Genomic DNA, 22949 nt, shown 5'->3' with positions numbered 1-22949 from the left:
GGGCGGCTCCCGTTGTCCCGCGCCGTCGCGGCGCGAGGCGGCGGGCCGAATGATCCCGAATCCGGTCGTCCCCCGTTGGGGCGCGTGCCTTGGTGCGCGCTGCGGAGCGCGGGCATCTTACCCGCCCGGGTTACGCGACGCGATCACGACACGCGCGTGTACCGTACTCGTGCGCGTCGCAAGGCGGCCGGGACGGCCGCGCTCCACAGAGCAAGTCAGTTTCCTGCTACACACTTGAAACGACTGGATTTTGTGTGAGTCACCGGCGAACGGGAGGCATCAGCCGCCGGCGGGTATCACGCACCGGACGGCGCGCTCACATGCGTCTCGCAGCGCACAGGAACCCGGCGTCACATCTGGACGAGCCGGCGGACGGCTTTCATCAGGTCTTCGGGGTGGAACGGCTTCTGAAGGAACTCGGTGCGCGCGCCGAGGTCGGCCGTCATGATTCGGCTGTCGGTGAACCCGCTCACCAGCAGGACGGGGAGCCCCGGGGCGAACAGCCGGAGCGTTTTGAGCACTTGGTCGCCAGTCATCCCGGGCATTACCACGTCGATCACGGCGACCTTGATCGCCTCGCGGTTGCGGTGGAACAGTTCGATCCCCGACGCCCCGTCCGCGGCCAGCGCCGGGGCGAACCCGAGTTCCTCCAGGATCGAAGCCGTCACCTCGCGGACGAACAGTTCGTCGTCGATCACCAGCGCGAGGTTCGCGGCGACCGCACCGGCCGGCGGCGGGGGCGGCGCCGCGACCTGCTCCGCCGGCGCGGGCCAGTACACGGTCACGGTGGTGCCCGCGCCCGGCGCGGTCTCGACCCGGATGCCGCCCCGGTGCGCGCGAACGGTCCCCAGCACCGCCGCGAGGCCCAGCCCGCGCCCGGTGAACTTGGTCGAGTAGAACGGGTCGAACATCTTGGCCCGCACCTCGGGCGACATCCCGCGCCCGGTGTCTTGGACAGTCAGGCACACGTACCGCCCCGGGTCCGGCGCGAGATGGAACAGGCCGTTCGGCACGCCGGCGGGCACCTCCTCGGCCGACGTGCGCACGACCACTTCGCCCGCGCCGGGGCCGAGCGACTCGACCGCGTTGGTGACGAGGTTCATCAGCACCTGGCGCACCTGGGTCGCGTCGGCGGGCGCGAGCGGCAGCGCGTCGTCCAGTTCGTACCGGATCGGGGCAGACCCCGCCGGCCCGGCCAGCAGCGGGGCGGCTTCGCGCACCAGCGGCGTCAGGTCGATCCGCGCGGCCCCGCCCTGGTTGCGGCCCGAGTACGCCAGCATCTGCCGGCACACCTCGGCGGCCCGGCGGCACGACTGCTCGATCTGGTCCAGGTACGCGACGGTCGAGGAGTTCGGCGGCAGCCCGCGCCGGGCCAGGGCCGCGCTCCCGAGTACGACCGTGAGGATATTGTTGAAGTCGTGGGCCACACCTCCGGCGAGCACCCCCAGGCTCTCCCACTTGGCCGCGTCGCGGAACTGCCGGTTGAGGGCCTCGCGCTGCTCGTCGGACCGCTTCCGCTCGGTGATGTCGCTGGTCACCGCGACGATCCGCTCCGGCCGTCCGGAATCGTCGCGGAGCACCGTTCCGTGGGTGGCGAACCACCGCGGGCCGCCGTCCGCGGCCGGGACACGGCCGCGGAACTCGTACCGCAGCGCGGCACCGGTGTCGATCGCGTGCTGCCGACCGGCCAGCACCGTCGGCACGTCGTCCGGGTGAATCGCCCGGAGCGCGAACTGCGGGTCCGAATAGTCCGGGCCGCGCGGCAGCCCGTAAAAGTCGGCCACTTCGACGGTCGTTTCCCACCGGTTCGTGAGCAGGTCGAGGTCCCAGGCCAGCATCCGCGCGCCGTCCAGCGCGGCGCGGAGCCGGGCCTGGCTGCGCGCGAGGGCCGTTGCCGTGGTGCGGTACGGGGTCACGTCGAGCGCGAGCGAAAGGGACGAGACCATCCGCCCGTCGCCGTCGTAGAAGATCGAGCTGTGCCACTCGCACCAAACGACCTCGCCCGCCTTGGTGTAGTTCGGGGTGACGGTGACGCTCCGCGGTTGCATCCCGGCCGCCGCGTCGCCCACCATTTGCTCGACCGCGGAGGTGACGCTTTCGTGGACGAACCGCCAGTCGAACGGGCGCTTGCCCAGCACCTCTGCGGCCGACCACCCGAACACACGTTCGGCCTGCGCGTTCCAACCGCACACGCGGCTCTCGTGGTCCCACTCGATGACGATCAGGGGGGTGTTTTCGACGTGCGCGGCGAGGCGCTGGCGGGCGAGGGCGAGTTGGCGCTCGGCCTCGGCGGACGAATCGTGGGGCGGATCGGGCGACCGGGACATCATTCGCTCGGGGCGGTGGGGCGGGGCGTGGGCACCTGCCGCAGAGTAGCGTTTCGCGTGCCAAATCGCCCCGAACTGTCACCACATCCCGCCCCGCCCGGGGACGGCTGCGACGGGCTCCAGTCGTGGCGCTGGCGGAACATTCGCAGCGGCAGCGGGCTCCAGAATAACGCTCTTACGCAGCTTGTACAACAATTTGCTGCCGGGTCGTCGGACTTTAATCACTTCCGGCGGGCGAGTGACCGGCCCGGGCGCACCGCGAGTGTATTACGGGAAAGCGGTCGCATTTATTCACCGCGAGGTCGCGAAATCCGGACGATATCGTATTTTTGCTGTCACGCGAACCGCCTCGTTTAAGGTCGGTCCCACAAGAAACGAACACAATCAACCAGGCTTCGTATCAGTTCGGAACCGAGCGCGTAGCGACCCGGCCGGACTTGACGCGACTTTCATATCTGATGACGGCCCGGGTGATGTCGCGAATGAGGGGTGGGGCGATTGTGCCGCAGGCGTCTGGGCCTTGAGCGTTGCGTTACGACGTGCCCGCCAATCGCTGCGTGGCTTCGGCGCAGCGGTCGAGCAGTGTCTGTTTGCGCTTGGGGTTGGCGAATCGACCGAGGGTCTCGGCCCAGTCGCGGGTCTGCTCGATCAGCGCGACCAGTGCCGCAACGGCTTCGGGCTTCCGCACCGCACTTCCGACCGCAACCGGCGACGTGTGCGCGAACCCGGCAGTTCCCGTCACGCGAGCCGCGACCCAACCCGGTTCGTTAACGGCCGCGGTCGCAGAACCCTCCCCCGCAGCGGCCACGGTGCCGTTTACGATCAGTTCGACGCGGGGCTCACTCGCCTGTGCCCGGGCCGTTGCGGTCGCGCGCGGGCCGTCGAGGACGAGATCGAGCAGCGGCCCGGCGGTAACGAACGTGCGCCCGCGCCGAACCGCCGCCACCCAGGAAGACACATTCCCCCCGGCCCGCGCGCCCGCGGTCGGGTCGGGCGGCCCGGCAGGAACCGCCTCGGCGCCCGAAGAAGCCCGGCCCCCTTCGCCCAATCGCACGTACGTCCGCGTCACCCCGAGCCGAACCGCGTTCGAGTCTTTCGCGCTCGCGCCCACGAGCGGCACGCGCACGCCAGCGTCCCACAGCCGATATACCCACGGCAGGAGCGGCGAGCGCCCGGGCTTCTGAACCACCTCGATCGCGTCCACCTTCCCGAGCACCGCCGCGACCAGCGCCTCCCCCCCGCTGATGCCGCCCGCGGGCTCGAACGCGTCCGCCCACACCACCAGCCCGCCCTTGCGGTGGCACTGGTCCGCCCAGTCGCACACGCCCCAGTCGTCGGGTTCCTCGCCGCCGAAGGTCAGCGGCAGCACCGGGCGGTGCGAGTTCAGCAGTGCTACCTTCCCCAGCACCGGGTGGGCGTTGAACGTGTTCACGTACACCGCAGAGCCGCCCCCGTCCAGCGCCGGGGCTTGCCCGCTGAACGCGGTCAGGTTCGGCACGGTGGCATAGGTGTTCGCGTCGAGCGCCAGCAGCGGGAACGGGACCGCGAGGAGGTTCGCAACGTCGAGGTCTTCGACCCGGGCTTCGAGCAGCGCGGCGTGCGGCGGCAGGAAGTGGCACCGGGTGTCAACGGCCGCCCACCCGTCGGCGCGCGTGTCCGCCCAGCGCGACAGCGCGAACCGCAACGAGATCTGCCCCGCCCCGAGCGTGACCGTTTCGTCGAGCGGCACCCACTCCGGCCCTTTCGCGGCCTGGACCCGGAGCGGAACGCCCGCCGGGAGCGGCAGCTCGCAGGCGCCGTCGGTGTAGAACCACCGCTCGCGGCCGACGCGCAACTGGCCGCCGACCGCCTCGTTGCGCCCGCCCGGGAACTCGGGCGAGAACCCGAGCGGGGCGTACTGAGCCCCGTCCGGCCCGGACACGCGGACCCGTACCGGAAGGGGGCGCGTCGTCGCCGCGTCGGTGACGCGCAGGTGAACCGTGAGCATTGTGCGATTCCGGGTCAGTCGTACTTCGCCCAGGCCTCGTCGAGAATGGTCCGGAACGCCTGAACGGCGTATGGGAACAGGTCCGGGCCGGTGATGCCGCCGGTCGGGCCGCCGCCGCGCAGGTGGGGCTCCATCACCGCGAACCCCTTGTACCCCCGCGCGGCCGCGTCGCGAACGCTGTGCGCGACCTGCCCGTCGCCGGTGCCCGGGATCACCCCGTAGTCGTGCCCGGCCCCGTGCCCGCCCATCTTCCAGTCCTTGATGTGGAAGTGCGCCGTCCACGCCTTCGTCTTCTCCCACCCCTCCACGGGATCGAAGTTGCCGTAAGCGTAGTTGGCCGCGTCGTAGGCGCCCCGCAGCGCCGGGCTGTTGACGGTCGAGAGGATGTCCGCAACGCGGTCCGGGGAGTCGCCGAAAATGCGGTGCTCGTTCTCGTGGTACAGCACCACCCCGCTCTTGGCGGCCAGTTCGGCCTTAACGCCCATGCGGCGGATCACCTCGTCCCGGTGGGCCGGCCAGTTGGCCGGATTGAACGCGGGGTCGTTGCCCGGCGGGTAGTAGCTGAACACCCGGATGCCGCGTGTGCCGAACACGTGACACAACTCGATGGCGCGTTTGAGTTTGTCGAGGTGCGGCTCGAAGGGGGCGTCGATCGCCACCTTGCCAACCGGCGAGCCGATCGCGGACAGGCCCATGCCCTCGCCGTCGAGGAGCGCCTTGAACCCCTTGATCTGGTCGTCGGTGAGCGCCAGGACATTAGTCTTATAGATGGACCGGAACTCGATGAACCGGATGCGGCACGCCTTCAGCACCGCAACCTGCTCGCGCGGGTCGTGCGAGATCTCGTCGGCAAACGCGGACAGGGTGAACATGACGTTTGTACCGAAAGGGTGCGTATGTGCGGTGCCGGTAATGTATGGAGAACGGTTCGCCGGAGTACCGCGAGCGGCGCGCCCGGCTCCCCATCACAAGGCCGACACGCCGCGTGAACCGCACGGTCAACCCGGCAAGCGCATTCGCCCACCGGCGAACCGGCGGGTCGCGTCCGTTTTTGTGGCCCCGACCTTCCGGCCTGGGCCGCGAGGACAGACGCCAGCAACGGAACCGCGAATGCGATCGGCGCCCCAGGTCGCACGGCGCTGTAACGGGGGTTACAGCGCCGCGAATCGCGTTTGGTGGGCGCGGACGGGACGCTCGCTACCGCCCGACGGGCAATTCGCTGCCGGTTCGCTGGGGCATCGCTACCACCGAATCCGGCCCCGTTCCTGCTGGCCGCCCCCTCCCGAATCGACCGAAATCGCCCTGGGAACGAGCGGCAATTACGATGCAAGAGCCTACCATCGCGAAACTTACGAACGAAATAGCCCGGCACCTTGTTTAAGCCCAACAGACCAGAACCGGATGTTAACAGCCCCGCGGGACAGAATTGGAACTTCCAGAAGTGCCACAAAGGGAATTAGCGGTGGGGAAATACCGGAAACGCGGGCGGCCCGGCTGCCGGCGAGCCCACGTCACTCGCGCAGACCAAAGCGTTCGGGGGCGCGAGCGGTCAGCCGCTCGCGCCCCCGAACGCACCACTGCGGGCGTTGTTTACGGGCCGCCCGTTACTTACGGCAGGGTCGGCGGAATCGTGGGCGGTTGCGGGACGGTCGCCCCGCCGGTCGCGGGCGGGGTCGGCAGCGCCGGCGGGTTCCAAACCGGCTCGCTCGCCTTCTTCGTTTCAGGCGGCAGGACCACCCGAGCGTCCGAGCGGGGCTGGTCCCCCGGGGTGCCCGGGGCCGCCGATGCGCCCGTCGCGCTGCGGTACAGAGGGGGCGGTTCGGGAACCAGCGCCCGGCCCTCGGAGCGGAAGTACTCGTCCGGGTTGCTCGCGGCCCCGGTGCCGGCCGGCGGGCTGAACCCGCCGCCGACCGGGCGACTGCCCGCGGGCAGCGGCGGGAGCGGGGCCCGGCCGTTCGGCTGGAAGTCGGCACCGGAGCCGGCCCCGAAGGTCGGGAGCGGGCGCGGCTGGCTCACCGGCAGCGCTCCGATCGGGCCGGCCCCCGGCTGCGCCCGGCCGCCGGGCGGGGTGTCCGATCCCGGCGGCCGGGCCGGGGCCGGGTCGTCGGTCTTCGGCAGGTCCATCGGCAGCGGGTCCCGCTTCTCGGCGAACGGCGGCAACTGGAGCAGCGATGCGGTGCCGCCCGCCTGGGACACCGGGTGCCCGCCGACCGCCGTCCCGCCCGGCGCGACCGGCTGCTCGCGCAGTTTCAGGGCCGCTTCGGTGCGCTCGCGGATGTGGTCCGCGGCCCGCTTCGACACCCACGGCGGCAGTACCCCCTCGCTGACCGACACGCGGTTGTACTGCTGGATAGTGCCCTTGGCGTACTCGAACTGGGCCAGCGCGATGTTGTAGTTCGCGATCGCCTGCGTTTCGGCCGCGACGGCCGCCGCGAGCTGCTGCTGCACGGTCAGGTCGTTGAGGAACTCGGTCGGGTCCGGCCCGCCGATCTCCAGGGCCGCGCGGACCCGGGCGACGTACTTCTGGAGCGACTCCCGCTCGGCCCGGCGCGGCCCGATCACGGTGTACAGCTCGTTCACCCGCCGGTACTGGAGGGTCAGGAACTCGATCGCCCGCAGCTCCTCGTTGCGGAGCTGGAAGTAGCTCTTCTCCATGTTCAACTGGGCCTGCCGGACCAGGGCGTTGGCGTCGCGGAACCCGATCGGCATGTCGAGCCGCACGCCCAGGGTCCAGCTGTTGAACCGGTTGTCGATGAAGTTGCCGAACGCGTTCCCGGGGCTGGCGCCGGTGGGGCCGAAGTCCTCGGCGCGGCCGTCCAGGCGGGTGCCCAGGCCGGCCATGTCGTACTGGGCGAACCCGCGCAGGTCGGGCCGCCGGAGCTGCTTCTGGAGCAGCAGGTCGAGCTGCCGGAACTTCACGTCCTGGCGGGCGATCAGCAGCTCCGGCCGGTACGCGATGGCGTCGTTGGCGGCCTCGTGGAAGTCCGGCTGGTACGGGGCCAGGTTGGGCTCGTCGATGGGCACCAGCCGCGCCCCGTCGTCGCTCCGCAGCCCGATCAGCCCCCGGAGCTGCCGCTCGCTCTCGAGCACCTGCCCGCGGGCCTGGTACACGTTCGCGCGGAACCGCTCGAACTGGGCCTGGACCTGGTCCTGCCGCTGCGGCTTCAGCGCCCCGGCGACCACCCGCAGCTTGGTGTAGCGGTAGGCCTCGAACGCCTGCCGCAGGCCCTCCTCTTGGGCGTACAGGTTGTAGTAGCTGGCGTAGAGGTTCCAGTACGCCGCCTCCACGTTCAGCAGCATGGTGTTCACCAGCTGGTCGAACGTGGCCCGCTGCTGGTCCATCCGGATGCGGGTGATGAGGATGCCCTCGGTCCCCTGCCCGGTGGACTGCAGCCCGGTGATCAGCAGGCTGCCCGGGTGGGTCGGGCTGAGCTGGTTCACCTCGACCCCGAACAGCCGCAGCAGCGGCTGCTCGACGGTGAGCTGCACCCGCGGGGTGTAGTTGGGGTTCACCAGTTGCGTCTGGGTCGTGGCCTGCTGCGAGAACTTGGAGTAGTCGGTGCTGAACGTGATGCCGGCGACGCCGCCGGTGGGCAGCGGCTTGGCGAGCGTGCTGCTGAAGCTCGCCGCGTCACGGGACTGCTGGAACGACAGGAACTGGGCCGCCACCGGCTGGTCGATCTTCTGCCACTGCATCGAGGTGATCCAGCGGGCGTCGAACTTGCTCAGCGAGCGCTCGATCTCCGCGGCCGCGACGGCGGGGTCGATGGCGAACGAGCGGATCGCGTCGGACCCGCCCACGGCGCGACCGGAGAACTGCTGGAGGGCGTCGTTCTTGAACCCGGGGTTGTTGGGCGACTGGCTGCCCACGTTCCCCTGTTCCATTGCCAGCGCGATGCACTCGGACAGCTTCATCATGCGCGGCGGGCGCACGAAGTCGGTCACGGTGTTAACCGGCCCGCCGAGCTTGTCCACCTGCCCCGGCGCGACCGTGCCGTGCGGGTTCGCCTCCAGCGACTTTGGCAAGGCGAGCTGGGCCGCGTCCTTGTAGTCGCCCGGCTCCATAAAGAGCTGCTGCTTGCAGCCACCGGCGGCGGAGATCGTTAGCACCCCGGCGAGCGCTCGCTTGAACCAACGGCTCCGGCTCATGTGTTTTCCCCGCTCCCACCCTGATCCGCCACAGCCCACTCCGGGTCCTCCGCCCGCGGTGCGGGTGGCCCCAAGTCGATCCGGAGGTGCCTTCAAACGAACCAATCGACGGGTCGGGCGGAAGTATTTAGCTAGTTTGTCGGTCGAATCGGAGATTTCTTTTTTTTCGCTTAAGTTCCGGGTAAGTGCCGCGAGGTGGGAAAGGCTCGCGGTTCCGGCAGCCCCGGTGCTCTCGTGCGGCAGGCGAGATTGGGGAACGGCGCGCTTGAGGCGCCACACCGTTCGCGATAGGCTGAGGGGAGTTGCCAGCGACTCCCGCACCGAAGAGGTCATTATGGACCAGCCCGCCACCCCAGAACAAAAGCAGGCCCGAATGACCGAGTTCCTGCGGTTGCTGCCGCTCACGCTGGAACTGGCGGGGTTACCCAAGGCCGACCCGGCCCGACCCTTCACGGGGGACCAGATCGAGGGTCGGGTGATGAGCCTCCGGACCGCGTACAAAGCCGCACGCGCGCTGATCCGGGAAGTGGGAGACGGGATTTAGAAATGCGGAGCGCGGCATTCAGAGTGCGGAGTAAAGGTAGGCGGCCATCGTTGTCGGCCTGTGCCTTTTGTTCTTCATCCCACGCTCCGAACGCCGCGTTCTACATTTCACCGCGTCAGTCGTCCAACGCCGTATCTTCCTGAACCGGCGCACCGGCGACGCGACCGGCGATTGCGGTCGCGGTCGCGAACGAGCGACAGAACGCCATCGTGAGTAGCACCTGGTTAACGCCGCGGCCGGCCTGAAGCTCCCCGATCGCCCCACTCACCACAGCGCGGGGCGCCTGCCCGGGTTCGCAAACCACTTCCACATCGGTCCAGCTCATTCCCCGCTTCCAGGTGGTGCCGAGCGCACGGAACACCGCCTCCTTCGCCGCCCACAGCGCCGCGAACTGCTCGGTGGTCTGCCGGCGCGAGTGACAGAACCGCACCTCGCGGTCCGTATACACTTGCCGCAGGAACGCGTCCGCGTGCTCGTCGAGCAGTTGCCGCACCCGGGCGCATTCCAGCACCTGCGTGCCGAGTCCGAGTATTTCCATCCCCCCCCCCCAGGCTGAGCTTCGCACCGTTCGCGTGAGTCGGTAAAATCCGCGGGACGAGTCCCGCCCCGTCCGGGTCCCAATTGGGACCCGGACGGGGTAGGTCTCTTTGTACTCACCGAAGGATTCGCCATGTCCGACGACGCCGACCTGCTCGCCGATTTGACCCCCGACCAGCGGGCGGCGGTGATGCACGGCGAGGGGCCGCTGTTGATCCTGGCGGGGGCCGGCAGCGGCAAGACCCGCGTCATCACCCGCCGGGTCGCGTACCTGCTGCGGGCGGGGGTGCGCGCCCACAACATCCTGGCGATCACGTTCACGAACAAAGCCGCCGGTGAGATGAAGAACCGTGTGGAGAAGCTCGCGCCCGGCAACCGGGTGTGGGTGAGCACGTTCCACAGCCTCGGCGCCCGGCTCCTGCGCCAGTACGCCGAGCGGCTCGGGTTCGACCGCAACTTCACCATCTACGACACCGACGACCGCAACAAGCTCGTCAAGGACGCGCTGGAGGCGGCCGGCATCGACAACGTGAAGTTCACCCCGGAGCGCATCGCCGGCGCCATCAGTAAGGCAAAGAACCAGCTCGTCACCCCGCCGCAGTACGAGCGCACCGCCACCGACTTCTTCCAAAAGACCGTGGCCGCCGTGTACCCGCGGTACGAGAAGCGGCTCCGCAGCGCCAACGCGATGGACTTCGACGACCTGTTGTACCTGCCCGCGATGGCGCTCAAGCAGAACGAGGAGCTGCGCGCCGAACTGGACTCGCGGTTCCGGTACATCATGATCGACGAGTACCAGGACACGAACTCCGCGCAGTACCAGATCGTCAAGCAGCTGAGCATTAACAACCCGAACGTCTGCGTGGTGGGGGACCCCGACCAGAGCATTTACAAGTGGCGCGGCTCGGACATCAAAATCATCCTCGACTTCGAGCGCGACTTCCCGAACGCGCGCACCATCACGCTCGCGCAGAACTACCGCAGCACGAAATCCATCATCCGCGCCGCCAGCGTGCTGATCGACCACAACAAGCAGCGCAAGAAAAAGGACCTGGTCACCGACAACCCGCAGGGCGAGCCGGTCAACGTCATCACGTTCGACAACGGCCTGGACGAGGCCGAGGGCGTCGTGGTGCGGATCAAGGAGGCCGTAAAGGCCGGCACGTTCAAGTACCGCGACCACGCCATCTTCATGCGCATCAACGCGCTCACGCGGTCGCTCGAGTCCGCGTTCGTGAAGCACGGCGTCCCGTTCCAGATCGTGAAGGGGCTGGCGTTCTTCGAGCGCAAGGAGAACCGCGACGTGCTCGCGTACCTGCGGCTGCTGACCAACCCGCACGACGGCGTGAGCTTCCTGCGCGTGGTGAACGCGCCGGCCCGGGGCATCGGTAAGGTGTCGCTCGACAAGCTGCAATCGTTCGCCGCGAGCCAAGAGATCGGGCTCCTCGCCGCCGCCGGCCAGATCGCCAAGATCACCGAGATCAAGGGCAAAGCGGCGACGGGGCTGCGGGACTTCCACCGGCTCATGACCGACCTGCGGTCCAAGATGGTCCAGCCCCCGCACGAGCTGGTGCGGCTGGTGCTGGACAAGTCGGGCTACGAGGCGATGCTCCGCGACTCGACCGACGAGGAGGACGCGGACCGGCTCGCGAACGTGTCCGAACTCGTCACCGCCGCGAAGCAGTTCTGGGACGAGGACAACTCGCGCACGATCACCGACTTCCTGGAGCAGATCACGCTGGCGTCCGACACCGACGGCTGGGACGAGCAGGCCGATCACGTGTCCGTGATGACGCTGCACGCGTCAAAGGGGCTGGAGTTCCCGGCGGTGTACATCCTCGCGGTGGAACAGGGGCTCCTGCCGCACGAGCGCAGTCTGGCGAACGACGAGGAGATCGAGGAGGAGCGGCGGCTGTGCTTCGTGGGCATGACCCGCGCCATGAAGGAGCTGTACCTGTGCCACGCGCGGATGCGCGAGTTCCGGGGCCAGCTCAACTACTGCATCGTGAGCCAGTTCATCCAGGAGCTGCCGCGCGACGTGCGGTTCATCGACCCGTCGATGGCGCGGAACGTGGCCCGCACCGCGGCGGACGAATGGCGCGTCAAATCGAGCGCCGCGGCCAAGGACTGGGCGGACACCGGGCTGCGGCCCCTCATCCCGCCCGCCTCCCGAAAACCGAACCCGGGGCTGAAGCCGACCATCCCCGACGCGCCCGACACGGGTTTGGCCGTCGGGGTACTGGTTCAACATGAGGAGTTCGGAATCGGCAACGTGGCGGAAGTGTCCGGGTTCGGTGCCCTGCGCAAGGTGCGTGTGCGGTTCGCCGCCCACGGGGTGAAGTTGTTCGTCGGCGACAAGATCAAACTGAAGGTGATTGTCCGCAAAAAGGCGGAGGAATGAGACGACCGCTAGCCCTGCCTGCTGACGCGGGGCTAGCGGCGCCCGCCGCCCCTTCGCTGCGCGTGGCCGTTGGGACATCTCGCGTCCGCTCGCATGTAAGCCCGTTACCATCGGGCCGGTAGTCCCTACACTTCCCTCGACCGCCCACATCAACCGCGGTCGCGAAGGAGCCGGCCAGAGTGGCCGGCGAACGTCCCGTTCTTTCACGCGGAGAAACCGACCCATGCCGAAGAGCCTCGTCGCCGTCGCGCTGCTCGCAGCCCTCAGCGTCACCGCGGCCGCCGCGGACACCAAGTACGCCCTCACCGGCGAGAACACGAAGGTCACGTTCGTCGGCAAGAAGCCGGACGGCAAGCACACCGGCGGTTTCGGCAAGGTGTCGGGCACCGCAACGGTTACCGACGGCGACCCGAGCAAGCTGGCCGTGACCGTGGACATCGAAACGGAGTCGCTCTACTCCGACGACGCGAAGCTCACCGGGCACCTCCGGAACGCCGACTTTTTCGACGTAAAGAACCAGCCGAAGGCCACGTTCAAATCGACCAAGGTGGAGAAGGCCGCGGCCGGCTACACCGTGACCGGCGACCTCACCCTGCTCGGTAAGACGAAGCCGGTGAGCTTCCCGGCCACTATCACCGAGAAGGACGGCAAGTTGGAGGTGAGCGCGGAGTTCGCCATCGACCGCACCCAGTGGGGCATGAACTACGGCAAGGGCAAGATCGACGACAAGGTCGACCTGGGCATCAAGGTCGAAGCCAAGAAGTGACCCGGTCGCCGCCGGGCGCCGTTTTGTGAAACGGCACCCGGCGCAACGCGCGATCGGTCCGTGCGCCTCGAGCGCAACCTTACAGTAAGCACACAGTCTCCCAACAACTCGACGCCGCACCACACGAAATAGCAGGTAACACCCCCGCGCGCCACCAACGGTGGCAGCACTCGGGCGCCGCGCGCCCGGGCACCTAAACCTCAACGCGACCTATGCCCCCGCCCCCACCGATCAAAGACGTTCTCGACGCGATATCACTCTGCGTGCTGCCGGGCGCCGGTGCGGCGGCAGTCGTGACGTGCGCGTTCCTGGTTGTGGGACGGTGGCGGGCAGCCGCGCTCGGCTCGGCGGTCGCAGTTGTGTTCGCCTTTATGGGCGGGAACTTCACGCTCGCGAATCTCAACACCGAGCAGCCGGCGCCGACCTGGGAGAACACGTCGCGCCTTTTGCCCTGGCAGCCGGGTGCGGAGGCGCCGGGCTACCAGTGGCTCGCACGGGCCGCACTTGTGCTCGTCGTGACCGGGCTGCTCACGCGCTGGCTCGGGCTGGCGTTGGCACGTGTGCTACCGGAGCGGGTGTGGTGGCTCGCGAACGTGGCGGTGTGGTGGCCCCGGCTGTGGGCGATCGGCATCGTCAGCGGGTGGCTCGTACTCGGCAACGCCGCAGCCGACCCACAATGGGCCGGGTTACGGTGGCAACTCGCCGGCGCCGCGGCGCTCGTGTGGCTGGTCCTCGACGGAGTCTCCCGCGGCGGCGCGAGCGGCGAACTCTCCGCCCAACTCGCGGCGGTGTTCTTCGCGGGCTCGGCGGTACTGCTGTATTCGCACAATGCGAAGTTCATGGAACTGGCGGTAGTGCTCGGGTCCGCGATGTTCGGAATCGCGGTCGCAGTGCTCACGAGACAACACCTCGACGACGCGCCGAAGGCGCTGGCGAGCGGCGCGGTCCCCGCGGCGGCGCTCTTCCTGCCCGGGCTGCTGCTCGGTACGCGACCGTCGCACGCGGAGAACAAGGTGCCCGACCTGTCGTTCTGGCTCATCGCGCTCGCGCCGCTGGTGCTCGCGCCGTTCCTGATCCCGCGGGTGAGCCGCCAGAACCGGTGGGTGCTGATCGTTCTGCGAACGCTCCTGATCCTGACACCGCTCGTGATCGCGGTCGTACTCGCCGGGCAGCACGAAAAGTTCCCATACGAGGAAGAGCCGGAGTGGTAACCGGCCCTCCCCCTTCCGGAACTGGGCTCACGCAACGTCCTTCGTGAACGGCTTCGGCTTCTCCACGATCTGAATCGGGCGCCCGGTCGGGGTCTCGTTCTTCTTCGTGTGATCGATGCCGAGCAGTTCGCACACCGTCGCCAGGAAGTCCTGCGCCGTGGTCGGCCGGTCCTCGACGCTGGCCCCTTCCTTGTCCGTCTTACCGAGCACCTGACCGCCCTTAAGCCCGCCGCCGAACATCGCCAGACTCCACGCCCGCGGGAAGTGGTCGCGGCCCGGCTTCGCGCCGCGGGTGTTGATGTTCGGGGTGCGGCCGAACTCGCCCATCCACACGATCAGCGTGCTGTCCAGCAGTCCTTTCTCCTTCAGGTCGGTCACCAGCGCGGACAGCGCCGAATCGACCTGCCCGGACAGCGACTTCACGCGCTCGAAGTTGTCCTGGTGGGTGTCCCAGCCGCCCAGCGACACCTCCACGAACGGCACGCCCACTTCGATCAGCCGCCGAGCCATCACAACGCCGTCCGCGAACCGGCCCGAGCCGTACTTCCCCTTGGTCCCGTCGCCCGCGATGTCGAACGCCTTCGCCTCTTTCGACTGCATCAGGCGCACGGCGCGTTCGTAAGTGGTTTTGTGGTCGGTGATGGAGTCGGCGCTCTGCTCGCGATGGAAGGCCTTCTCCATCTGCTCCAGCAGTCCGGTGCGGTTGCCGAGTTGGGCCGCGGACACGGCCGACTTGAGGTCCTCCACGCCGCGGGCGGGATCGGTGACCAAAAGCGGCTGGTGCTTCGGCCCGAGGAACCCGGAGCCGTAGCTGCGCCCGCCGATCGCGACGTAGTTCGGCACCGTGTTGTCGGCCTTGCCCATTTCCTGCGAGACGATGGACCCGAGCGACGGGTACACGACCCCACCCTGCCCCTCGCGGAAGCCGGTGTGCATGTAGTACTTGGCCCGGGGGTGCGCCCCCTCTGGCGTCGTCATCCCGCGCACGACCAGACCGTGGTTCATCACCTGCGCCACCTTCGGCAGATGCTCGCTGATCTCCACGCCCGGGGCGGCCGTCTTGATCGGTTTGAACTCGCCGGCGCCCTTGCTGTCGGGCTTCAGGTCCCAGGTGTCCTTGTGGCTCGGGCCGCCGTCCATCCACAGCAGGATGCACGACTTCGCCTTGCCCTTGCCGCCGGTCGGGGCCGCCCTGGCGAGCAGCGGGAGCCAACCGGACAGCGCGGGGGCGAACACGCCCGACGCGGCCAGTTTCATCACGTCGCGCCGGCTCTTCTCTTGCAGTTTGGTCGAGAACATGGTCGCTCCGGGATAAAGATTGCGTTCGATGCGCCGGCCCCGCGAGTTACTCGCGCTCAGCGCACCAGCGTGAATTCGCTACTGTTGAGCACGGCCCAGAGGATGTCGCCGTAGGCGGTCGGGGTGCCGATACGGGTTACGTAGACGTTCAAGTTCTTCACCTCGTCCGAGGTCGGGCGGCGCGACAGGCACGCGAGGTAGATCCGCTCGAACGCCTCCTCGGGCCGCCCTACCTGTCCGATGACAGCACGAGCCGCGGCCGGGTTGTTCGTGATCGGGGCGTTCATCAGTTTGAGCGCCTGCGGGATGCCGGCCTCGTAGTCGAGCGCGCTGGTCGAGTCCGCCCCGGCGAGGAAGAAGTTCACGAACTGATCGCGGGCGCCGAGTCGCACACCCTTTTGCGCGCCTTGCCCTTTCGCGCCCTTCTTGTCCATCACGGCCGCGTTGTTCCCCGTCACTTGGGCCAGCGAGTCGTAAAGCTGTTCGGGCGACATCACCTTGACCGCGGGGTGGCTGTACAGTGTGTGGTCGGCCTTATTCTCCGCGGTGGGTTTGCTCGTGCGCTGGTACGTCTCGCTCAGACAGATCGCCTTGATGAGGTACTTCAGGTCGAACTCGGCGGCGGTCGAAACGTGGTGGGCGAGTGCGTTGAGCAGGTCCGGGTGTGTCGCCTCGTTTTCCGGGAGCATGTCGTCCACCGGGTTCACAAACCCGCGGCCGAACAGGTGCGCCCAGGTGCGGTTCACCAGCGCCTTCGCGAAGAACGGGTTGGTCGAACTCGTCATCCACTTCGCCAGTGCGGGCCGGTACGGGTCCGCGGCGCCCAGCGCCGGTTGCTCGCCGCCGAGGTACCGTGCCGGTACCGTCTTCGCCGACTCCGGGAAGAAGTCCTTCTGCCGGGTCGTCACCCGCCCCTCCTGAACGCCGATCTGGGTGTTGTCGCCGCCCTTATTTGCGTTCTTCGGGTTGTCCGCCTTCACCTTGCTGTAGAACGCCGCCATCCCCCAGTACTCCGTCTGCTTCCAGGAGGTGAACGGGTGGTTGTGGCACTGCGCGCACTGGAGCTGGATGCCCAGGAAGTGCTGCGACGTGGTGTCGGTGAGCTTGTCCACCGACCGGTTCGCGAGGAAGTACGTGGTCGCCGGGTTGTCGGCGACGGTGCCGGTCGCGGTCACCAGCGCGGTGACGAGTTTGTCCCAGCCCGGGTTCGCGTTGAACTGCTCCTCCAGCCACTTGTAGAGCGGGTCCTTCAGTACGAACCGGTTGGCGCTGTCGCGGGGGAACAGTTTGGCGGCCCAGATGTCGGCCATCCGGCGGCCGAAGTGCGGGTCGGCGAGCAGTTCGTCGATCAGCCGGGCGCGTTTATCGGGGCTCGTGTCGTCGAGGAACGCCTTCGCGCGAGCGGCGGTCGGGATCACCCCGGTGATATCGAGCGACACGCGGCGCAGGAACTCGTCGTCGGTGCTCCGGGCCGAGGCCGCGAGCTTCGACGCCACGAGTCGCTTGTTGATCTCGTCGTCAATCACCCGCGCCAGCGCCGCCGCGTCCTTCGTTTTGGGCGTCGCGACGGTGATAACGACCGGCTTGACCTCGACCGGAACCGCGGGCTTCGCAACGGCAGCCGGCGGCACGGCAGCGGGCGGATCGGCCTTCTTGTTCTTCTTGCCCTTCTTGTTGGCTTTGTCCTGCGCGTCGGCGAGTGTCAAATCGCCAGCGAGAGCCACCAGGCCGGCGGTGAGCGCGAACAGTGCCAGCGAGCGAAACCGCATGGGACACCTCCGACGGGGCGAAGCAGCGATACCGGATCAAACCCCCACAAACTGGTACAAGTTCCGCGACGAATCCGCATCAGGCCATGACCGGTGAGACCCGATCCGGTCACGAGCGTGCCTCCAACCGGGCGATCGACACATCGAGTATTTCCCCACCCGATTTCTCAACATCGGACTTCCGGAAGTTTCTTCCCGGCTGAAGTTGCAGTTCTCACGAGGAGCACGCAGGAGCTTCTCACCCGTAAAGCCGAACGGAAATCGCAACAAAAGCCCATCGTAAACAGTATCGGGATAAGTCGTTACACTTTGCCGACGGCGTCCCCGAAGCCGTTCTCTCCTCGCTGCGTGAGTTGCTCTCGAGGGGTAAAAGTCCGTGATTGAACGGTAGCAGCGACCCAGCGACCCGGTAGCGAATTGCCAGTCCGAAGCCAGCGAATGTCCCGTCGGCGCCCCGTCAGTTACGACCGGCCCGGCGAGGCTGTAACGGGGGTTACAGCGCCCGCAGATTGCGAACAGCGGAGAGCATTCGGGCACCGCTTCTGTCACCGCCGGTCGTGCAGTCGGCGCCCACGGCTGACGGCATCAGATGACGAACAGCGTCTTCGCGTTCCGCGTGGTGTGCTCTTCCAGTTCCGCAACGCTCACGCCCTTCACCTGGGCCAGAAGCGCGGCGGTGTGGGCCACGTGCGCCGGCTCGTTGCGCTTGCCGCGGACCGGTTGCGGGGCGAGGTACGGGCTGTCGGTTTCGACCAGCAATCGGTCGAGCGGCACCTCCTTCGCCACGTCCCGAAGGTTCTGCGCGCTGGGGTATGTGACCATCCCGGCAAATGACACGTACAGCCCGATTTCGAGGCACGCGCGCGCGGTGTCGATGTCCCCGCTGAACGAGTGCATGACCGCGGCCAGCGGGCCGTTCTGCTCCTGACCGCGGAGCACCCTCACAACATCCGCTTCGGCCTCCCGGCAGTGGATCACGAACGGCTTGCGCAGCCGCCGGGCCAGTTCGATGTGCCGCGCGAAGTAGTCTTCCTGCACGTGAAACGGCGCCCGGTCCCAGTACCGGTCGAGTCCGGTTTCGCCGATCGCAACGACGCGCGGCTCGCGCTCGGCGAGTTTCACGATCTCGTCCCAGTCGCCGGCGCCGGCCTCGGCGGTGTGGTTGGGCTGAATGCCGACGGCCGCGACCACAAGAGGATACTTGTTCGCGATCTCGACCGCCGCCCGCGACGACTCCAGATCGATCCCCAGACACACGATCCGCTCCACGCCGGCCGCCGCGGCGCGGTCCAGCACCGCCGGCAGGTCGTGGCGGAACTTCTCGTCGAACAGGTGCGCGTGCGTGTCGATCAGCATCGGTGTTGGGTCGGTGTGCGAGGGAATGGCGTCTTGTCACGGAACCATCTAATACATGATCCGGCTGATTGCGCCGGCTTCTTGTGGCACAGACATTCCTGTCTGTGCAGCTTTGCGATCCCGCACAGACAGGAATGTCTGTGCCACAAAGACAAAATCCAGAACAGACACTCGAACCGAACCGTGAATGCGTTTACTTCACGCCGAACGCCGCAGCGGCGCGAGCGGTTTCGGCCGTCAGCGGGTCCCACACGACGCCGGCCGCGATCAGGGCCGCCACGAGGGCCAGAAGGAGGAGCGCCGCGCCGGGCGGGCACGCCACGGGCGCGGCCCCGGGTTCGGGGTCGTCGAGCAGCATGGCCCGAACGACCTTGAGGTAATAGTACGCGCTGAGCGCGGTGTTCACCGCCCCGACGCCCAGGAGCACGAAGAACAGCGTACCCAGCCCCGGCGAGCCGCTCGCGTGGGTCGCATCCGCTGCGGCGTACACCGCGGCGAACACCTGGAACTTCCCCGCGAACCCCGCGAGCGGCGGCAACCCCAGCAGGCTCGCCAGGAACACCGCGAGCGCAATCGCAAGGAGCGGGTTCCGACGCACCAATCCGCGATACGCGCTGAGGTCTTCGCTACCGGTCGCGTTGCGCACCAGCGCGACCACGCCAAACGCCCCCAGGTTCATCGCCACATACGCGCACAGGTAGTAGAGCACCGCCGCAGCGCCGGCGGAACTTGTCACCGCCAAGGCCATCAGCATGTAGCCCGCGTGCGCGATGGTGGAGTACGCCAGCAGGCGCTTCAGGTTCGTTTGGCCGAACGCGACGAGGTTACCGAACGTCGCGGTGAGCATCGCGACCACCGCGACCATCGCCCCGAGGTGCGCGGGAACCGCCGCTGTGTCCGGCTGTGCGGCGTGGAGCGTGAGCAGCACCCGCCCTACCAGTCCGATGGCAGCCGCCTTCGATGCCACCGACAGGAACCCGGCGACTTCGGCGGCGGCGCCCTCGAACACGTCAGGGCACCAGAACTGGAACGGCACCGCCGCGAGTTTGAACCCCAACCCCACAGACACGAGCGCCAGACCCGCGAGAACCGGCAAATCCGGCCCGCGCTGGGCGATCCCCGCGGCAACGTCGTGCAGCGTTCCGGTGCCGAACACGCCCGCAAGGAGCGTGAGCCCGTACAGCATCACCCCGCTCGCCGCGGCGCCGTAGACAACGTACTTCAGCGCGGCCTCGCTCCCGGTGCGCCGGCCCTTCAGGAACCCGGCCAGTGCGTACCCCGGTAGGCTCGCCATCTCGACCGCGATGAACACCATGAGCAGGTGCCCCGCCGACGCCATCAGCGACATCCCGAGCGTGCCGCCGATGAGCAGGACATAAAAGTCGGCCGAATCGTCGCGGTCCGGAATACCGGTGGCGAGCGTGAGGAGCGCGGTGACTAGCGCAGCCGCAAGCACGATCAGGCGAACGAAGCGGCCCCACGAGTCCGAGACCAGCATCCCGGCGAAGTACGACCCGCCCACGGCCGACTCGTACACCTGATACCCGCCGGCGAACAGGCTGACCGCGACCGCGATCACCGCCAACCCGCCGAGGTGAACACGGTCCAGCGCGGGAAGGAGGCGCGCGACCAGGAGAACGACGATCCCGACGCACAGGCTCAGTTCGGGCAGGAAGAGCAGCAGGTCGCTTTCCAGCGCGGACTGGAGTTTGACGATGTCGTCGTGCGTGGGGAACATGCCGCGTCGTTCCTGGCGGAGGGGAGAAGCGTAACCTACCCGCGTGCCGGCGCAACGGGAAGTGCTTCGGTACTTGCGCTCCGCCGATCTCAGCGGCACGCACAATCACCCGCGCCCTGCAATCAGACGTGGTGTCAGATACGCCCGAACTCGACCTTCCGGCCGAACCGCTCGCGGAGCTTCTTTTCGGCCGACTCCGGCACGGCGGAATAGAGCGCCAGGAACTTGATCTTCGTCAAGTACTTCGACCGGCACAGCGCGTTCGCGCCCGGGGTGCCGATCCACGTCTTGACGAGGTTGAGCCGTTCCAGGTTCGCAAAGACTCGCGCACGGGCGAGCCGTTGAACGGCAGCGGCGGTAATGTTCGTATTACGGAAATCGAGTTCGCGCACGCTCGCAAGGTGTGATGATGCGGTCAGCGCTTCTACGCCGCTGTCGTTAATGCTCGTGTTGTCGAAGCTGAGCACTTCAATGTGCGTGAGGTGCTTCGCCCCCATCAAAATGCCCGCGGCCTCGGAGGTGACGCCCGCGCTCCCGTCTACCAACCAGGCGGTCATCCGCGCGCCCAGCGGAGAGCGGGCCAGCATCTCGTAAGTGCCGTCGTTGATTTCGTTGCCGTACAGCCGAAGTCGTTTAAGGCATGTGAGCACTGGCGAGTGGGCCAGCACTCGAACACCTTCGGTCGTGAGGCGGTTCTGGGTAAGGTCGAGCTCTTCGAGCCGAGCAAGGTTGGGTGACGCGGCGAGCGCCGCAGCGGTTTCGTCGCCGAACGAGATTCGAGTTTCCCCCCAACCGCCCCCGCACAAGTTGAGACGGATCACCGTGCGAACTAATGGCTCGTTAATCAGCGCCCGCACGTCGGCGTCGTCGAACTTGCGGACCGATAGGCCGGTGATTGGGTTGAGCGCCAGAACTGCTGGGGCACGGGCGCGCAGGTCAGCAAGGCTCTCAAACGACATCCAGTTACGAAAGCCACGCTCCCAACCGTCGTAGCTGAGTTCGCGCCAGTATTTGTCGTTCTTGGTGCCTGCGGCGTCGAACACGGGCGCCGCCCACTCTGCGCCGTACTGCTTTTGGAGCCGCTTGGCGGTGGCGAGCAGTTCTCGGCGCGCTCCACTCTCGCCCCGCCGCGGTGGGCGAGCCAGTTCGATTTGGGCGCGGATGAACTGCGCCCGAGCGGTGTTACCCTCACCGCCCTTCTCTTCCAGATAGTCGGCGTAGACGAGCCGCGCGGTGTCGTCGTCCGGGTCGGCGGCAACGGCGGTCAGCAGCGCGGCTTCGGTGGACACGCGAACGCCCTCACGCGATCAGTTCCCGACCCACTTCACGGCCGCAACGTACACCACCTTCGCTCCGTCGTCGATGAAGAACGCGACGCACAGCGGGCGATGGAACCACAACCGGATGTCAGCCCGCTCGCGCGACTCGCCCAGGTCGAACGGCCGGTCGCGGAGCAACCGGTTGATGATGTCCGCCAGCTCGGCAATCGACTCCTTGAGAAACGCTCGCGTCCACAACCAGCGCAACCGTGCCTCCGCGAGCGGCAACCAGCGCACGGTATAGTTCATCGCCCCTCCCGCAAATCGCGGAGGATGTCTTCGAGCGGCCGGCCGGGGCCGGTCTGATCGAACGCTTCCCTCAACTCTTCTTCCGTAAACGGCTCCTCAATCGGGATGCCCATCAGCCGATCCAGCGCGGCCGGCGACAGCGCGTAGGCGATGACCGCCCCGGACTCGTCGCACAGTTGCACCGGTTGGCCCAGCCCGCTCAGTTTGGCCCGCGTCGCGGCGTCGAGAATCACCTTGCTCATGTGTCACCTCCTCCACGCATGATACCACCCGCGGCGGGTCAACAGAACGGGGGACCGAAGCCCCCCGTCGCGAACCGCGTCACGCTTTCAGGGCGTCGTCGTGCCGGCCCCAGCTCGGCGGCAGGTCCGCCTTCCGGCAGTTCGCCAGCGCCGTCTTCGCGCCGGCGAACTTGTCGGCGTCGTTGCCCTCCCACTCGGGTGGTGGCGTCGCGCAGTCGAGGCAGGCGTGCACGAACAGACAGGCGGCGCGCTTCACCACGGCCAGGAGAATCACTTTCAGGTTCGGCACGGCCCAGACAATCTCTTAATTGAATGAATGCGCAAGCACCTGCACCCGAGGAGCCCGGCGTATGGGAAGGGGTTGCCCGTATGGAATCGCGAGCGGCGAGACGGGTGAGGTGCCAGCGGGACGAGGCGGACGAACGGGCGCACTGGAACCTGACTGAGTAAAAACAAGGACCTTGACCGTGAGCGACCAGATGAGTATCCTTCCGGATATGGTATATTAGTCAATCAATCTCTAGCATGTGATACACTTGCCATCGGGTGTCGTGTTCAGATGATCTTCCCGCGCGCCGTTACCGTGTTATTGCGCGCCCCGTGGAGTGGTCCGCCGTGCGAAACACGGCCTGTTACCACGCTCCTGCGCGTCGTGTGAAGGCAGTCTTCACGCGGTAACGACAAAAGCGGTAAAGGGTTCGGTTCCCGGCGCGTGGTGCGCTGGGGGAAATGGTTCCGTGTTCGTGTGCGAAGCCTCGCCCACAAACACGGGATCGGTAACGGAGAGGCCGGACCGTACTGAACAAGGATGATGGGTTCGCACGGAAGCGATGAGCAATGGGTTAAGAGGTGTTGCTGTTTATGGGAATTTCGACGATGCTGACGTTCCGTATCACCGCCGCCGTCGGGTTGGCGGTCGCCCTTGCGGCGCTCGTGCCCGCGACAGCGCACGCAGGTGAAGACGCAAATGAAGTCTCGCCGCCCGAAGGCTCGAAGGTCGAGCTCACCGGCGCCCCGACCACTTCGACCACCATCCAGGCGACCGGCACCTACGC

Annotated in this window: 17 protein-coding genes; 4 read left to right on the top strand and 13 right to left on the bottom strand. The window is 67.6% G+C overall.

Annotated features, from left to right (window positions below; all coding sequences use genetic code 11):
- Positions 1-350: 350 nt before the first annotated feature.
- From R5W23_RS08860 to R5W23_RS08845, 4 genes are all read right to left on the bottom strand, one after another.
- Positions 351-2327 carry a PAS domain-containing hybrid sensor histidine kinase/response regulator gene (locus R5W23_RS08860; protein WP_320686024.1) on the bottom strand — a complete coding sequence of 659 codons (1977 nt, stop codon included), beginning with the start codon at positions 2325-2327 and terminating at the stop codon, positions 351-353.
- Between the two features lie 532 nt (positions 2328-2859).
- Entirely contained in the window at positions 2860-4314 is a 1455-nt protein-coding gene (locus tag R5W23_RS08855; RefSeq protein ID WP_320686023.1) for a CehA/McbA family metallohydrolase domain-containing protein, read from the bottom strand.
- Between the two features lie 14 nt (positions 4315-4328).
- Positions 4329-5186, bottom strand: a complete 858-nt coding sequence (locus R5W23_RS08850; RefSeq protein WP_261186224.1) for a sugar phosphate isomerase/epimerase family protein — start codon at positions 5184-5186, stop codon at positions 4329-4331.
- 736 nt (positions 5187-5922) lie between these two features.
- Positions 5923-8463 (bottom strand): TolC family protein, encoded by a 2541-nt coding sequence (locus R5W23_RS08845; protein ID WP_320686022.1) that lies wholly within the window; start codon positions 8461-8463, stop codon positions 5923-5925.
- Between the two features lie 334 nt (positions 8464-8797).
- Between R5W23_RS08845 and R5W23_RS08840 the strand changes: the two genes are divergently transcribed.
- Positions 8798-9007, top strand: coding sequence for a hypothetical protein (locus tag R5W23_RS08840; RefSeq protein WP_261186226.1), 210 nt, complete (start codon positions 8798-8800; stop codon positions 9005-9007).
- Between the two features lie 115 nt (positions 9008-9122).
- Here the strand turns inward: R5W23_RS08840 and R5W23_RS08835 are convergent, their stop codons facing one another.
- Positions 9123-9545 (bottom strand): holo-ACP synthase, encoded by a 423-nt coding sequence (locus R5W23_RS08835; RefSeq protein ID WP_320686021.1) that lies wholly within the window; start codon positions 9543-9545, stop codon positions 9123-9125.
- 132 nt (positions 9546-9677) lie between these two features.
- Here R5W23_RS08835 and R5W23_RS08830 point away from each other — a divergent pair, with 132 nt between their 5' ends.
- The 3 genes from R5W23_RS08830 to R5W23_RS08820 all read left to right on the top strand — a co-directional run bounded on the left by R5W23_RS08830 (position 9678) and on the right by R5W23_RS08820 (position 13922).
- Positions 9678-11945, top strand: coding sequence for an ATP-dependent helicase (locus R5W23_RS08830; protein WP_320686020.1), 2268 nt, complete (start codon positions 9678-9680; stop codon positions 11943-11945).
- Positions 11946-12168: 223 nt separating this feature from the next.
- Positions 12169-12711, top strand: a complete 543-nt coding sequence (locus tag R5W23_RS08825; RefSeq protein WP_320686019.1) for a YceI family protein — start codon at positions 12169-12171, stop codon at positions 12709-12711.
- Between the two features lie 212 nt (positions 12712-12923).
- On the top strand, positions 12924-13922 hold the full coding sequence (locus R5W23_RS08820) for a hypothetical protein (RefSeq protein ID WP_320686018.1): 999 nt from the start codon (positions 12924-12926) through the stop codon (positions 13920-13922).
- 27 nt (positions 13923-13949) lie between these two features.
- Here the strand turns inward: R5W23_RS08820 and R5W23_RS08815 are convergent, their stop codons facing one another.
- The 8 genes from R5W23_RS08815 to R5W23_RS08780 all read right to left on the bottom strand — a co-directional run bounded on the left by R5W23_RS08815 (position 13950) and on the right by R5W23_RS08780 (position 22183).
- Positions 13950-15221, bottom strand: coding sequence for a DUF1501 domain-containing protein (locus tag R5W23_RS08815; protein WP_320686017.1), 1272 nt, complete (start codon positions 15219-15221; stop codon positions 13950-13952).
- Between the two features lie 56 nt (positions 15222-15277).
- Positions 15278-16990: a DUF1549 and DUF1553 domain-containing protein gene (locus tag R5W23_RS08810; protein ID WP_320686016.1), complete on the bottom strand. Its 1713-nt coding sequence runs from the start codon at positions 16988-16990 to the stop codon at positions 15278-15280.
- Positions 16991-17575: 585 nt separating this feature from the next.
- Positions 17576-18346 (bottom strand): TatD family hydrolase, encoded by a 771-nt coding sequence (locus tag R5W23_RS08805; protein WP_320686015.1) that lies wholly within the window; start codon positions 18344-18346, stop codon positions 17576-17578.
- Positions 18347-18539: 193 nt separating this feature from the next.
- Positions 18540-20084, bottom strand: a complete 1545-nt coding sequence (locus R5W23_RS08800) for an NADH-quinone oxidoreductase subunit N (protein ID WP_320686014.1) — start codon at positions 20082-20084, stop codon at positions 18540-18542.
- 134 nt (positions 20085-20218) lie between these two features.
- Entirely contained in the window at positions 20219-21373 is a 1155-nt protein-coding gene (locus R5W23_RS08795; protein WP_320686013.1) for a TIGR02996 domain-containing protein, read from the bottom strand.
- A gap of 18 nt (positions 21374-21391) precedes the next feature.
- Complete coding sequence (locus R5W23_RS08790; RefSeq protein WP_320686012.1) at positions 21392-21652, bottom strand: hypothetical protein; 261 nt, start codon at positions 21650-21652, stop codon at positions 21392-21394.
- Positions 21649-21894, bottom strand: a complete 246-nt coding sequence (locus R5W23_RS08785; protein WP_010034037.1) for a hypothetical protein — start codon at positions 21892-21894, stop codon at positions 21649-21651. Before R5W23_RS08785 ends, R5W23_RS08790 begins: the two co-directional genes overlap by 4 nt.
- A 79-nt stretch (positions 21895-21973) precedes the next feature.
- Complete coding sequence (locus R5W23_RS08780; protein ID WP_320686011.1) at positions 21974-22183, bottom strand: hypothetical protein; 210 nt, start codon at positions 22181-22183, stop codon at positions 21974-21976.
- Positions 22184-22949: the final 766 nt, after the last annotated feature.

The sequence above is a fragment of the Gemmata algarum genome, from assembly GCF_034097035.1.
In the GTDB taxonomy this organism is placed as follows: domain Bacteria; phylum Planctomycetota; class Planctomycetia; order Gemmatales; family Gemmataceae; genus Gemmata; species Gemmata algarum.
The sequence above is the reverse complement of the archived record's forward strand: the minus strand, read 5'-3'. Positions and strand labels throughout refer to the sequence as shown.